Origin of the sequence: Flavobacterium cerinum, from assembly GCF_004028155.1 — a bacterium.
Classification (GTDB): domain Bacteria; phylum Bacteroidota; class Bacteroidia; order Flavobacteriales; family Flavobacteriaceae; genus Flavobacterium; species Flavobacterium cerinum.
Genome location: NZ_SBII01000015.1, coordinates 42,050 through 55,035 on the forward strand (window position 1 = coordinate 42,050; position 12,986 = coordinate 55,035).

13 protein-coding genes are annotated in these 12,986 nt (G+C 34.5%); 6 read left to right on the forward strand and 7 right to left on the reverse strand.

Annotated elements, in window-relative coordinates:
* Position 1: 1 nt before the first annotated feature.
* Both EPI11_RS17285 and EPI11_RS17290 read right to left on the reverse strand, forming a co-directional pair.
* The gene (locus tag EPI11_RS17285; RefSeq protein ID WP_128391247.1) at positions 2-1,258 is read right to left on the reverse strand and encodes a dihydroorotase; all 1,257 of its coding nucleotides are present in this window, start codon (positions 1,256-1,258) and stop codon (positions 2-4) included.
* Entirely contained in the window at positions 1,255-3,183 is a 1,929-nt protein-coding gene (locus tag EPI11_RS17290; RefSeq protein ID WP_128391248.1) for a vWA domain-containing protein, read from the reverse strand. Before EPI11_RS17290 ends, EPI11_RS17285 begins: the two co-directional genes overlap by 4 nt.
* A 117-nt stretch (positions 3,184-3,300) precedes the next feature.
* Between EPI11_RS17290 and EPI11_RS17295 the strand changes: the two genes are divergently transcribed.
* The gene (locus tag EPI11_RS17295) at positions 3,301-4,404 is read left to right on the forward strand and encodes a lactonase family protein (protein WP_317125649.1); all 1,104 of its coding nucleotides are present in this window, start codon (positions 3,301-3,303) and stop codon (positions 4,402-4,404) included.
* Between the two features lie 227 nt (positions 4,405-4,631).
* Complete coding sequence (locus EPI11_RS17300; protein ID WP_128391249.1) at positions 4,632-6,053, forward strand: sugar MFS transporter; 1,422 nt, start codon at positions 4,632-4,634, stop codon at positions 6,051-6,053.
* 57 nt (positions 6,054-6,110) lie between these two features.
* On the opposite strand, the gene EPI11_RS17305 is transcribed toward EPI11_RS17300, so the two are convergent.
* The gene (locus EPI11_RS17305; RefSeq protein ID WP_128391250.1) at positions 6,111-7,460 is read right to left on the reverse strand and encodes a DEAD/DEAH box helicase; all 1,350 of its coding nucleotides are present in this window, start codon (positions 7,458-7,460) and stop codon (positions 6,111-6,113) included.
* 154 nt (positions 7,461-7,614) lie between these two features.
* Here EPI11_RS17305 and EPI11_RS17310 point away from each other — a divergent pair, with 154 nt between their 5' ends.
* From EPI11_RS17310 to EPI11_RS17325, 4 genes are all read left to right on the forward strand, one after another.
* Positions 7,615-7,869, forward strand: coding sequence for a hypothetical protein (locus EPI11_RS17310; RefSeq protein WP_128391251.1), 255 nt, complete (start codon positions 7,615-7,617; stop codon positions 7,867-7,869).
* Positions 7,870-7,973: 104 nt separating this feature from the next.
* Complete coding sequence (locus EPI11_RS17315; protein WP_128391252.1) at positions 7,974-8,246, forward strand: hypothetical protein; 273 nt, start codon at positions 7,974-7,976, stop codon at positions 8,244-8,246.
* Positions 8,247-8,264: 18 nt separating this feature from the next.
* Positions 8,265-8,759, forward strand: a complete 495-nt coding sequence (locus EPI11_RS17320) for a hypothetical protein (RefSeq protein WP_128391253.1) — start codon at positions 8,265-8,267, stop codon at positions 8,757-8,759.
* Positions 8,760-8,965: 206 nt separating this feature from the next.
* Positions 8,966-9,208: a hypothetical protein gene (locus tag EPI11_RS17325; protein ID WP_128391254.1), complete on the forward strand. Its 243-nt coding sequence runs from the start codon at positions 8,966-8,968 to the stop codon at positions 9,206-9,208.
* A gap of 43 nt (positions 9,209-9,251) precedes the next feature.
* On the opposite strand, the gene EPI11_RS17330 is transcribed toward EPI11_RS17325, so the two are convergent.
* From EPI11_RS17330 to EPI11_RS17345, 4 genes are all read right to left on the reverse strand, one after another.
* Positions 9,252-10,274, reverse strand: a complete 1,023-nt coding sequence (locus EPI11_RS17330; protein ID WP_128391255.1) for a M28 family metallopeptidase — start codon at positions 10,272-10,274, stop codon at positions 9,252-9,254.
* Between the two features lie 35 nt (positions 10,275-10,309).
* Positions 10,310-11,260, reverse strand: a complete 951-nt coding sequence (locus EPI11_RS17335) for a DUF3667 domain-containing protein (RefSeq protein ID WP_128391256.1) — start codon at positions 11,258-11,260, stop codon at positions 10,310-10,312.
* Between the two features lie 7 nt (positions 11,261-11,267).
* Positions 11,268-12,296, reverse strand: coding sequence for a DUF3667 domain-containing protein (locus EPI11_RS17340; RefSeq protein ID WP_128391257.1), 1,029 nt, complete (start codon positions 12,294-12,296; stop codon positions 11,268-11,270).
* A gap of 133 nt (positions 12,297-12,429) precedes the next feature.
* Positions 12,430-12,969: a hypothetical protein gene (locus tag EPI11_RS17345; RefSeq protein WP_128391258.1), complete on the reverse strand. Its 540-nt coding sequence runs from the start codon at positions 12,967-12,969 to the stop codon at positions 12,430-12,432.
* Between the last annotated feature and the right edge of the window lie 17 nt (positions 12,970-12,986).

Genomic DNA, 12,986 nt, shown 5'->3' on the forward strand with positions numbered 1-12,986 from the left:
CTTAATTATTCAAAATTAGTTTACCCTGATTATAAATTCCGTAGGCTTTTCCTTTTAATTGCTGACCAAGGAAAGCAGAATTTTTTGATTTTGATTTGATATCTGTTTTTTCAAAAGTCCAGTTCCCTTCAGGGTTAAAGAGTGTAAAACTTGCTGTAGCGCCTTCTGCAATTTCAGGGTTTTCAATTCCGAATATTGCTTTGGCGGCATTCAGTCTTTCTACAATTACATCAAGAGGCAGTAGGGTTTGTAAGGCTCCAAAAGCGCTTTCAAGTCCTATAGTTCCATCTTTGGCAAGATCGAATTCCAGTTTTTTATTTTCTATGTCAATAGGATTATGGTCAGATGTAATACAATCAATAGTACCATCTAAAACTCCTTTAATTAAAGCTTTTCTTTCAGTATCAGGGCGTAATGGCGGCGCTACCTTATAACGGGTATCAAAATCGGTTAATGTATTGTCTGTAAGCAGTAAATGATGAATCGCTACACTGCAGGTTACATTAAGTCCTTTGGCTTTGGCATCTTTGATCAGTTTTACTGATTTTGCTGTAGATACTGTTGGGATATGCATCTTGCCTCCTGTATATTCTAATAAGTAAAGATTACGTACAATTTGTAGTTCTTCAGCAAGGGTAGGAATACCTTTAAGTCCTAGTTGAGTACTTACAACACCTTCGTGAACAATACCTTTTCCTTTTATCTTATCATCTTGTGAATAGGCAATAACCAACCCGTCAAAATCCTGAACATATTGTAAAGCAATCTTTAAAATGGCAGCATCAGAAATTGATTTGTTATAATCACCAAAAGCTACAGCTCCGGCATTTTTCATATCAAACATTTCAGTAATGTCTCTACCTTCACTATTTTTTGTCAATGCTCCAATAGGGTGGATCTTAGTAGCGGCATGCATCGATTTGGTCATTAAAAAGCTGATGTCAGCTTGTTTTTCGGCAATTGGGTTACCCGTTGGTTGTAATGCAATATCTGTAAAACCGCTAAGTGCTGCTACATTAAGACCATTGGCAAGTGTTTCCCTATCTTCATATCCCGGTTCTCCCAGATTCACCGAACTGTCAAACCAACCTTTAGAAATATGTAGGTTTTCGAGCTCTATCGTTTCATAACCATCTGCCGTAGCAATGTTTTTACCTATTTTTTTAATAATGCCGTTTTCTACTTGAATATCTACAGTCTGGTTGTTAAGCTGGCTGTCTTTATCAATAATAACGGCGTTTTTGAATATCAGGTTCATTTTACAAATTTTTGAATAAAAAGTTCAAGTAACAGGAATATAAGTGTGCCAATAATGAACCATTTCCATAGTTCGTTGGCTGTTCTTTCAGATTTTATGTCGTTGTAAACCGTTGCGACAGAATCTGCTGCTGTAAATTTATCAACTAATGCTTTATTCTGCAGGGCAAGATTACTCTCTGTCCTGGCATGGTTAAAGCTTATGTTTTTAAGGTTTTCATCCTTTTTATAGATAGCAAAGTTACCGGCTTCTTCCGGATAATCACCAAAAGAAAGCTTTACTTTATTATTCAGTACCTGCTGCATCGGAATAAAATCAGATGTTTCATTCTTCACAGCCAGTACTTCATCCTTTGATAAAACAGCATCCAGTAACAGGCTTTGGTTTTCACCAATAGTAATAGCACTCACTCCGGTTTTACCACTATTTTGAGCCATGTTATAGAATGTAGGAACAATTAGAGGTGAGTTCTGGAAGTTACTGTTGATTTTATTTATTGGTGCGCTAAACACGTATATGTTACCCAGCTTATTGCTTTGTGAAGCTAGAAACGGTGTTTGGTCGTCATAGCTTAATATTGGCAGTGCACTACCGCTTAAGGTAAAGCCGACTGTTGCTTTTGGATACTGGAAATTATCTGTTTTTTTCTCAAAAACCGTTGCATAAAGCGGATGGCTGAAAGCTATCTTAGTAATTTGTCTTTCGTTAGTATTTACGCTTTTAAATTGGCTGCTGCCAAAGTTTGCGAGTAGTGCATTAAGGTTTTGGATACTGCTGTCTGCTGCCGGAATCAGTATGATATTACCACCTTTAGCATAAAATGATTTTAGTGTTGTGATGAGCGATTGCGGAATATCCTTTAACTCGTTAATAATTATTGCATCCTGTTTTTCAAGGCTGTTATAATCCAGGCTGCGCAATTCTGCTGGGGTGAAATTAAAATCATCATCAGTATAGATCCTGGAAAGGAAATTGTTTTTTGCTATATCACCAATGGCTGTTACGTTAGATTTTTGTGGTTTAGAAATGCTAAAATAATAGGTGTTATCATAAGTCAGGCTATTATCTGTAACCGTAACATAACCGTGGAAGTCTTTTTTAGGAATTGTAAATGTGCTTGATTTTTTATTAGTATCAAACTTTACAATTGTTTTTGCAGTAAGGCTTTTGCCGTTGTATAAGGCAATAGGTACATCGTTTTCTATTTTTCCATATGCCTGCATGTCTACTTTTATCTCATAAAAGTTATCCATGGTTTGTGATATGTAAACACTATCTATTGCTACATTGTTTGTGTTTTCAGCTTCGGAAACTATCGCATAAACAGGTGTGCCGGTATTAAATTTACTTATATTTTTGCTGTCCAGATTAATGGCATCTGTAATAATAACAATGTCTTTACCTGTATTAGGATTTTTCGCCTGAGCTTTCGTCAGTAAGAAATCAGGACGGAAAGGGACATCACTATAGTTAATATTCTGCAGGTCTTTTTGTATCGATTTTATATCGGTATCCCAATACGCATTAGTATTGGTGATCAATGAGAACTGTTGGTTTTCGGGAGTATTTTCAAGTATATCCTGTACGGCACGTTTTAGCAATTCACCTTTACTGCCTTTTGCCTGCATAGAGAATGAGTTGTCCAATAGAATAACCATTTCGTTTGCTTTGTTATTATCATCTTTGGCTTTAAAATAAGGCTGTGCAAAAGCAAGGATAAGTAAAGTCAGTAATAAAAGGCGTGTACAAAGTAGTAACCACTTCTTTATTTTAGAGCTTTTACGGGTTTGCATGCTGAGTTCCTTAAGGAAACGCACGTTTGTAAAATATTCTTTTTGGAATCGGCGCAATTGAAACAAGTGAACCAGAATAGGGATTGCCAGTAGAAAAAGAAAGTACAGAAATTCCGGATGTTTGAACTGCATTCGTTTGAAAGTTTGTCAAAAATACAAATTTTTATTCTAAATAGAACAGCAAATGTGTCCGATAAATTTCACATAAAATTTAAATACTCTACTTTTGTTACAATTAAAATGCGAAGGATGAAAATAGCCAAATTACTACTATTGCTTGTATGTATAAATGTTAATGCCCAGGATAACTATAATCTTGTTATAGGTACTTATACGAATGCCTGCGAGAGTAAAGGGATTTATGTGTATGATTTTAATGTTGCAACACAGGATTTTAAGCCAAAAAGCAGTACTGATGGTGTTATAAATCCAAGCTTCCTTACAGTATCACCAACTAACAACGTTATTTACAGCGTTAATGAAGATGGGGATAAAAGTAATATAAGTGCTTTTAAGTATGTGCCTTCTACAGGAAAATTAAACCTACTTAATAAAAAAGATGCAGAAGGGGCAGACCCATGTTATATTATCAATGATGATAAAAATGTTATTGCTGCTAATTATACAAGCGGAAGTATTGCTGTTTTTGGAAAGAAACATGATGGCAGTCTTACCGATGCCAAACAGGTTATAAAATTAACAGGAAGCAGTATAAACAAAGACCGTCAGCAAAGTGCACACATCCACACAGTATATTTTTCGCCTGATAAAAAGTATGTTTTTACTACTGACTTAGGATCTGATAAAATATACATGTACAGCTATAATCCTAATGGAGGGGATAAAATACTTACCTTAAAAGATACGATAAATGTAAAACCGGGAAGCGGACCAAGACATTTGGTTTTTAATCCTAACGGAATATTCATGTACCTGCTTCAGGAAATAGATGGTACACTAACAGCATTTAGTTATTCGAATGACAAGCTTGCTGTTATTCAGGAAACTACTGTCGTGACTAAAGATTTTGTTGGAATGAATAGTGCTGCAGACATTCACCTTACTGCAGATGGGAGGTTTATGTATGCTACAAATAGGGGAACTGCGAATACAATATCTGTATTCAAAGTACATTCTAACGGAAAAATAAACGTAGTGCAAACAATGAGTACTATGGGAACCGGGCCTAGAAATTTTGTGATAGATCCTACAGAGAGCCTGGTGCTTATCGCTAACCAGACTACAAATAATGTAGTGATATTTAAAAGAGATAAGGTAAGCGGACTGCTTACGGATACCGGTAAAAAAATTGAGCTTTGCTCTCCGGTTTTTTTGATGTTTACTGCCAAATAAGTAAAAAGGTAAACGAAAACGATATTTTAAACCGTTTTTTACTCAAATACACTTTAAAATTTTAAGTTTTTAAAAGTGGTTTAAGAATGAAATTCGCAATATTTATAATTTAGGGTAATGAATTCGTTTCATTACCCTAAATTTTTTCGTAATTATCTAAAAGTTAAATTTAAGACATATTTTTAGTATTAAATTTATAATTTGCTCGTCCAAATAAACATATATTCATGAATACTGTTCCATCTAAGAATCAGCAATCGAATTATACGATTCCGCTGATTACCATCACGCTCTTATTTTTCATGTGGGGGTTTATTACCTGCATGAATGATATCCTGATTCCTTACTTGAAAAAACTGTTTGAGCTTACTTTTTTTGAATCAATGCTTGTTCAGTTTTGCTTCTTCGGAGCTTATTTCTTAGGATCATTATTGTACTTTACTATTTCTTATTTTAAAGGCGATCCCATCAATAAGATTGGATACAAAAAAGGTATCCTTACAGGTATTGTTCTTTCAGCTTTAGGGTGTGTTCTGTTTTACCCTGCAGCTACATTTTCGGTATACGGACTATTCCTAGGTGCATTATTTGTACTTGGATTAGGCTTTACGATGCTGCAAATTACTGCAAATGCTTACGTATCTCTTTTAGGTTCTGAAGACAGTGCATCGAGCCGTTTAAATATGACCAATGCTTTTAATGCTTTTGGTACTACAATTGCTCCGGTGTTAGGTGGTTTCCTTATTTTTGGATCAAGTCATGAACATACTATTACTGCAGAAGCCACACGTATTCCATACCTTGTATTTGCAGGAATATTATTGCTGGTCGCTCTACTTATTTATAATGTGAAATTACCCTCTTTCCAAACAGAAGAAACAGAAACTAAAGGTCTTGGCGCTTTAAAGTTCCCGCAGTTAAAGTTGGGAGTATTAGGGATATTCTGTTATGTAGGTGGTGAGGTTGCTGTTGGCAGTTTTATTATTAGCTTTCTGGAGAAAGACTATATAATGGGGTTAAGCGAAGCAGTAAGTAAAAACTACCTTGCTATGTATTGGGGTGGTGCTATGATCGGACGATTCTTAGGTGCTATATCTCTTAATCATACCATAAGCCAGACTAAGAAAATGATCTATATGGTTGTTACAGCAGCTGCAGTATTCTTATTGATATATAGTATTGTAGATCTTACTTTCGATCAGATGAGCTTCTTCCTTGTATTCCTTGTCCTTAATTTTATTGCTTTCTTAATTGGAAAATCGGCTCCTGCAAGAACACTGGCTGTATTTGCTTCGATAAATGTAGTATTGCTTATCTCGGCTATGGTAAATCAGGGCGAATTGGCAATGTACAGTATATTAGGTATGGGGATATTTAACTCTATTATGTTCTCTAATATTTATACGTTAGGAATCTCAGGACTTGGCAAGTATACAAGCCAGGGATCATCATTACTTGTAATGGCAATTTTAGGGGGTGCTATAGTACCAATTGTACAAGGTGCTATTGCAGATACCGATCCTGTTTATGGAGTACAGCACTCTTTTATAGTACCGGTATTTTGTTACTTATATATAGTATTCTTTGGTATCTACTGTTCACGTAAATTAAAGAATGTAGAACACGGATCAAACGTTTCAGGACATTAATCGTAATGATATAATATAAAAAATGCCGCTAAATCTTAGCGGCATTTTTTGTATATTCTATTTTCCTTTTTTCTTTCTTTTAGCATCACGTGTTCTTTCGATACCACGGTTCCTTGATTTTGTTTTTCTTGGCTTCGTTTTACCGGGACCGCCAAGGTTAACCTTTTTATTCTTTTCTTTCTTATCATGGAAAGAAGCACCACGTTCCTGAGTATCTTTTTTGAAAAGAAGTTTCATTTTCTTTCTGTCCTTTTCAAAATCAAGCAGTCGTTCAGCAATTACAATACCTTCCGGCATATCAAGAAATTCCATTTCTTTCTCCATCAGTACTTCAGCCTCAACCTGAATGTCTTCTTCAGGAGGAGCAATAAAGCTTATTGCAATACCGGTCTTGTCCGCACGTCCGGTACGTCCTATACGGTGAATGTACTGTTCAGGTACTTCAGGGAACTCCATGTTAATAACATGGGTGATATCAGAGATATCAAGACCACGCGCCATAACATCGGTAGTAACAATACCTCTTAAAACACCTTCCTGAAAGGAAGCCATGGTATTAAGACGGTAGTTTTGCGATTTATTGGAGTGTATAACCCCAAATTGACCCGGATAATCTTCTTCAAGAGTATCCATCACCATATCGGCAGTTTTTTTATTGTTTATAAAAACAAGTACCCGGCTAATAGTTTCGTCCTGTAGTAATTGTTTTAGTAAGTTTATTTTTGTCAGGAAGTTAGGTACTCTGTATCCTAACTGTGTTATTTGTTCCAGAGGTGTACCAGATGCAGCCAGCGATACTTCTTCAGGAAAATCGAAAAAGTCATTAAGCATATCATCTACATCATCAGTCATAGTAGCAGAGAACAGTATGTTCTGCCTTTTAGACTTCATCATAGATAAGATAGAAGTAACCTGAACACGGAAGCCTAGATTTAGAATTTCATCAAACTCATCAATTACAAGTTTTTGAACTTCATCAAAACGTACCACATTATCTAATGCAAGGTCCATCATCCTTCCGGGAGTTCCCACAAGAATATCTACACCTTCATAAACACGTGTTTTTTGCGTATTAATGTTCACACCGCCATAAATACCCAGTACACGTACTGACATATATTGGGTTAATTTTTCAACTTCTTCGGCCACCTGTACTACAAGTTCACGGGTAGGTACAATAATTACAACACGAGGAACGTGGGTTTTTGCAAACTTCCATTGTTTAAGTATTGGCAATAGGTATGCAAATGTTTTACCGGTACCTGTTTGTGCAATACCCATCATGTCGCGACCCGAAAGGATAACAGGCATAGACCTTTCCTGAATAGGAGTAGGGTTTACAAAGCCTAATTCGTCAAGGGCTTTTTGTAGGGCTTTAGGAAGATCAAAATCTTGAAATGTGGACATGTAATGCTATATTTTGTGCAAAGATAGGTATTTTAAAAAGAAGGTGCTCCAGATTATCTAACTGTTAGGTTATATGCATGTATATATAAATTAACAAAATCTTTTCAAATTTTCATTTTTGGCAAATTATCTTAGCAGTCTAAACAAATAAAGCATGTCAGAATTTGTAGTCTTAGGAAATACTATTTCGGTTGCTTCCATACGAAGTTATCTTTTTGCTAAAAAAATAGATAAAGGCGATTCGTTGGTTATCAACCCTATGGATTATGAAAATATTCTGGATGAGATCAGAAATTCTGATGAGCCTTTGGATATTCCTTTAAATATATTAGGCGTGCTGCTTATTAAAGATACAACAGGAAATGTCCCTTTGGGCAAAGTACAAATCATAGAGAACGAAAAATTATAATAGTATCATCTTACCTACTTTTATAAATTTAAAAAAGCTTCGTAGTAGTGCCCGAAGCTTTTTTTGTATCTACTATTTAACAACCAGAATTAAAGTAAAGAGCTATGAAAGAAAATTTTACAACTATTATTCAGGCCTTTAAAAAGGCAGGGGTTGATATCCCAACTGTTCAGTTTAGTATAACCGAATATTCTCTTAATACTGATCTAAGCTTTAGGTTTGGCAATCTGAATGAATTTCTCTTGTTCCTTAATTTAACATCCCCGAAGGATGATGAAAGGATTGATGAAATACAATCCATGTTTGTGGAAACGGGGGTTGATGCCCACAATTTTTTTTACGTGAATTTTTACAGGCCTAAGGTTGCCGAACTATAATTTTAACAAAGACATACTATGGATTTAGGCTATTTAAAAATCAGAATAGATATCAAAACAGAATATGACGAGTACAAAAAGAAATACAATTATAAAAAGAAGGAACTCAAAAAAGAAGAAGTAAAAAAACTATTTGACGATTTTAAAGAATTCTTTAAAAGAGATGGCAGCTTTAAATTCAAAGAAAATGAACACAGCATTGCTGCCGAGTATAAAGAGCACGGTATTAAACTCGATATGGATGTTTATAAAAATGTAGATAGCGAAGATTTTAATATGACAGGTACCATCGATACGTTTGAAAATGAAGTAATTGAATTTACAGTTCAGGGTGTATGCAACAAGGATCATACATTACAGCCTGCTTTTGTAAACGAGGACGAGCGTATGGTTCATGATACCCGCTATTTTAAAGATTTTTTAGATGGAGACATCAGCTACACCTTTATTTATAGTCTTAAAGGAAGAGATGAAGAATATAATAATATGCAGGAATTAATGTTGGCACTGTAATTGCTTTTCTTTCTAAAATTAACTTAAAGGAGTGTTAATTTTGCCAAAAATGTTTATTTTTGCTCGCGTAAGAGAGAGTGAAAGAGCATTTGCAAATCGTTGATATGCAATAATGAAGGTGGCTGAATACAATATAATAATTTATAAAAACTAACCCTTTTTGCTATAAAACTACACTTCTTATTTTTATTTAAAGCTGAAAGGATATGAAATTATTTTCCCTTATATTATCTGTTATTGTGTTTTTTGGATCACTATACTTTTTTGTACTTAAAGTTTCTGAGGTAGACAGTCTTAATGATTTGATCTATGTCTCACTTTTAGTCACCTTAATGGCTATATGTGTAGTAGGAGTTATTATTAACTGGGAATTTTTCAGAAAAAAGAGAAATAACAATCTGTTCCTTTTTGTAACAAATTCGTATTCGAGAAAGAAAAAGAAGAAATAAAAAATCCGGCTGTCAGCCGGATTTTTTATTTTATAGGGTATTCTTATTTTTTATCAACTACAGGGCGGTTTTCTCTATTAGCCAGTTCCCATGCGGTTACAAAAGCCAATTGCGCTCTTTTAGCAAGCATATCATATTCAATTTTGTCTGGTGTGTCACCTGGTTTGTGGTAATCTTCGTGTACGCCATTAAAATAGAAAATAATCGGAATTCCTTTTTTAGCAAAGTTGTAATGGTCAGATCTGTAATAAAACTGGTTAGGATCATTTTTATCATTAAAAGTATAATCCAAATCCAGTTTTGTATATTTTTTATTAGCCTCTTCGTTTATGTTATGCAGATCGGTACTTAATCTGTCAGAGCCTATTACATATACATAATTCCCTTTATCTTTATGCTGGTCATCCCTGCGTCCTATCATGTCAATATTTAGATCGGCAATAGTATTAGCTAGGGGAAATAATGGATTTTCAGAATAATAGCGGGATCCATGTAATCCGTGCTCTTCTCCTGTAACGTGAAGGAATAGTATAGAACGTTTTGGTCCGTAACCGTCTTTCTTAGCCTGCATAAATGCCTGGGCAATTTCAAGCAATGCTACAGTTCCCGAACCATCATCGTCGGCACCATTATACACTTCACCGTTTTTCATCCCTACGTGGTCGTAATGGGCAGAAATAACAAGGATCTCATCCGGTTTTTCGCTTCCTTCTATAAAAGCCCAGATATTCTCAGAATCCCCAAGTTTTGGACTAAATGATTTCGCCATGAAGGCAGAAGGTACAGGCTGATAAAAATCGGTAGCACCTTTAGGGAATGAAACCCCTATATTCTGGTATTGTTCTATTAAATACTTACCGGCTTTTTTCTGACCCGGTTCGCCTGTATTACGGCCTTCCATTTCGTCTGAAGCAACGATATATAAATGTTTCTTTAAATCGGCCTCATTTATGGTCTTCATGTATTTAGACACATCTGCCTTAGCATAATTCTTCTTTTCTGAAACTTGCGTCGAGCTGCATGAAACTACAAAGCACGATAAGGCAAGCAGGCATAATCTATTCATATATAAATTTTAATACGTAAATATAAAGATATAATTTAATGTGCGTTAAATGCAATATAGATAAAAGATATTACCAAAACAATGCTTATGCATATTGTATTAATACAAAATAATATAGCAACTTTTAAGCGGGATATGGATTTTCGTTCACCATACATTTTTCTATGTGATCGGAAAAAGTAGAAAATGGAATAGAATAAAGCAATAGCCATGTATGTCCATGCTAGAATTTCAGCAAAAGCAGTACTTGTAAATCCTAGTATATAACCTAAAAGAATGTTTATAGCAGCTATGATCAACAAGAAAGAAAAGTAATGCAGGGTATATATACTATGATCAAAAAACATCCATCGCTTTTTTCCATGGAATAACCACAGCCAAAAAGCAAAAATTGGCATGTAAATGAATAGTACTTTAGGTAGAATGTGTATAAAGCCCTCTACAACGTTTAATAGGGTCATGTCTTTTTCTAATACAGTTATCACTGATCGTTCCCCCCAACGATTGATAATGCCTTCTTTTTGATCTTCTGGCAACGAATTTTGAATGGAATCGTACTCTTTAACAGAATGGTAAATAACCTTTTCATTATCAAAAGTTATACCTTCCTTTTTTAAATTTATTGATTTTGATCCAAGATTAATTTCTGCTTTAATGTTTTTATTACCCTTATGTGATAATAAAGACATTAGTAAGAAGGTTATAAAACTCACAAATATATACAGTTTTACAGGGGGTACATAATGCATCCTGTGGCCTTTCAGGTATTCTATTGTAAGTTTTCCCGGGCGGAATATAAGGTATTTAAGAGTTTTCCAAAAAGCACCGTCATAATGGGTAAGGTCTTCAGCAAAGTGTCCCGCTAAGTGTGCAAAAGATTGTCTTGTCTCGGTATTTTTCTGGCCGCATTTAGAGCAGTATTCTACTTCTACTGTGTAACCGCAGTTTTGGCATTCGTTGTCCTTACGAAGGTTTATGTGTCCCATGTGTATTCTAGTGGAGGTTATATAAAGTGAAGTATGCTGCTGTTATAGATATTAATAGTATGGAGATAATATTGATGATAAACATCAGTGTGCTTTTTATAAAATTGATGATCATTGATTCGTGGTACATTTTACGATGTGCTCTGTAAAAATAATACACCTGCCAAAACAGAGAACATAAAAATAATATTGTGAAAATTATCTTTGTCGGAGTTTCGCCTATGATACTTGTAATTGGGTCTGTAAAATTAGACAGTAAAAGTATAAAGGTCATATTGATAAGCAAAAAAGCAAAATAATGCAGTGTAAATATCCCATGATCAAAAAAATACCAACGCTTTTTGCTATGAAATATCCATAACCAAAAAGCAAAAACCGGCATATAAATAAATACTATTTTTGGAATATTATGAGAAAATGAATCTGAAAATTTTTCTCCTACCTGCTCAGGAGTATTATGGCTGTAAAGCTTTATTAATTTTTCTCCCATAACACGTTCCATAGCGTTCAATCGTAGAGAATCCGGCTTTAGTAGTTCTATAGAGTCCATTTCCTTTTCAGATTTATAAGACATAGGATTATTAACAACAAATTTTTCTTTATTGTTAAACGAGTTAATCAATACGTTTTCCTTTTCCCTAAGGTTAATACGAACCTCTTCTATCTTTTCAATAGTAGGATGATCTTCACTTTTTTTAGAGGTGTCTTCTTGCTCCGGGTATTCCGGCATAATTGCAAGTATAAGAAAGGTAAGGAAACTTATAAAAATATAAAGTTTAACAGGGGGTACATAAAGCTGTCTCTTACCCATAAGATATTCTTGGGTAAGGAATGCAGGTCTAAAAAGCAGGTACTTAATGGTTTTCCAAAAAGCACCATCATAATGGGTAAGGTCTTCAAGGAAATGTCCTACCAAATGACCAAAAGACTGTCGGGTTTCGGTATTCTTTTGTCCACAATGCGGGCAATAAATTTCCTCTACAGTATGGCCGCAGTTTTGGCATTCTTTATCGTCGCGAAGATGGTCGTGTCCCATTTTTAATAGTATGGCTTTATTTAAGATGTTAAAACTATTAAAAAAATGTGTAAAATGTAGTATTTGTTAAAACTTACTTGAAAGATAATGGTGTGTTAACAAAAAATCCTCACAGTTTTAGGGACTTACTATATTATTCCTGTTTTAATCGTTCCATATTTTCCATTGTTACATTTACCTGTACATCGGTTATCAATTCTGTACCTTCAACTGTAAGTGCAATTTCCATAAGGTAGTCGTAATAGTCCTGATTCTCTTCAATAGCAGTTTTCCGGGCAGTATTTAATTCAAGCCATTCCTGCTTTGCCATTTTTGTATTTACAAAATAGGTGCTTTTTATATTTTCATCGATCCACTTAGAAAATGATTCCTGTTCTAGATATAATGAAGAATCAATTTTCTGATTCAGTTTTTTATTAAAGGCTTTTCTACGGATTCTTACATCTGTTGAACTCATACTGTTGAATTCTTTAAGCGATAATTCTTTTAGCTTATTATAACGTTCAACATATTCAGGATCTGTTTTTTGGAGATTTAATTTATTCTTTCCTCTTGTAAGTTGTATGAGCTTTTCAGCTTGTATAGAATCTTTTTGTGTCATTTTAGATTCCTTATTTTGAGCATATATAGAAACAGAACCTATAAAAATAAATAGTTGTAAAAGTCTTTTCATTTTGATTTAGTTATAAA

What these genes read in the sequence shown, in the direction of transcription:
- EPI11_RS17285 (WP_128391247.1), bottom strand. Translation starts at nt 1,258, where the DNA reads ATGAACCTGATATTCAAAAACGCCGTTATTATTGATAAAGACAGCCAG.
- EPI11_RS17290 (WP_128391248.1), bottom strand. Translation starts at nt 3,183, where the DNA reads ATGCAGTTCAAACATCCGGAATTTCTGTACTTTCTTTTTCTACTGGCA.
- EPI11_RS17295 (WP_317125649.1), top strand. Translation starts at nt 3,301, where the DNA reads ATGAAAATAGCCAAATTACTACTATTGCTTGTATGTATAAATGTTAAT.
- EPI11_RS17300 (WP_128391249.1), top strand. Translation starts at nt 4,632, where the DNA reads ATGAATACTGTTCCATCTAAGAATCAGCAATCGAATTATACGATTCCG.
- EPI11_RS17305 (WP_128391250.1), bottom strand. Translation starts at nt 7,460, where the DNA reads ATGTCCACATTTCAAGATTTTGATCTTCCTAAAGCCCTACAAAAAGCC.
- EPI11_RS17310 (WP_128391251.1), top strand. Translation starts at nt 7,615, where the DNA reads ATGTCAGAATTTGTAGTCTTAGGAAATACTATTTCGGTTGCTTCCATA.
- EPI11_RS17315 (WP_128391252.1), top strand. Translation starts at nt 7,974, where the DNA reads ATGAAAGAAAATTTTACAACTATTATTCAGGCCTTTAAAAAGGCAGGG.
- EPI11_RS17320 (WP_128391253.1), top strand. Translation starts at nt 8,265, where the DNA reads ATGGATTTAGGCTATTTAAAAATCAGAATAGATATCAAAACAGAATAT.
- EPI11_RS17325 (WP_128391254.1), top strand. Translation starts at nt 8,966, where the DNA reads ATGAAATTATTTTCCCTTATATTATCTGTTATTGTGTTTTTTGGATCA.
- EPI11_RS17330 (WP_128391255.1), bottom strand. Translation starts at nt 10,274, where the DNA reads ATGAATAGATTATGCCTGCTTGCCTTATCGTGCTTTGTAGTTTCATGC.
- EPI11_RS17335 (WP_128391256.1), bottom strand. Translation starts at nt 11,260, where the DNA reads ATGGGACACATAAACCTTCGTAAGGACAACGAATGCCAAAACTGCGGT.
- EPI11_RS17340 (WP_128391257.1), bottom strand. Translation starts at nt 12,296, where the DNA reads ATGGGACACGACCATCTTCGCGACGATAAAGAATGCCAAAACTGCGGC.
- EPI11_RS17345 (WP_128391258.1), bottom strand. Translation starts at nt 12,969, where the DNA reads ATGAAAAGACTTTTACAACTATTTATTTTTATAGGTTCTGTTTCTATA.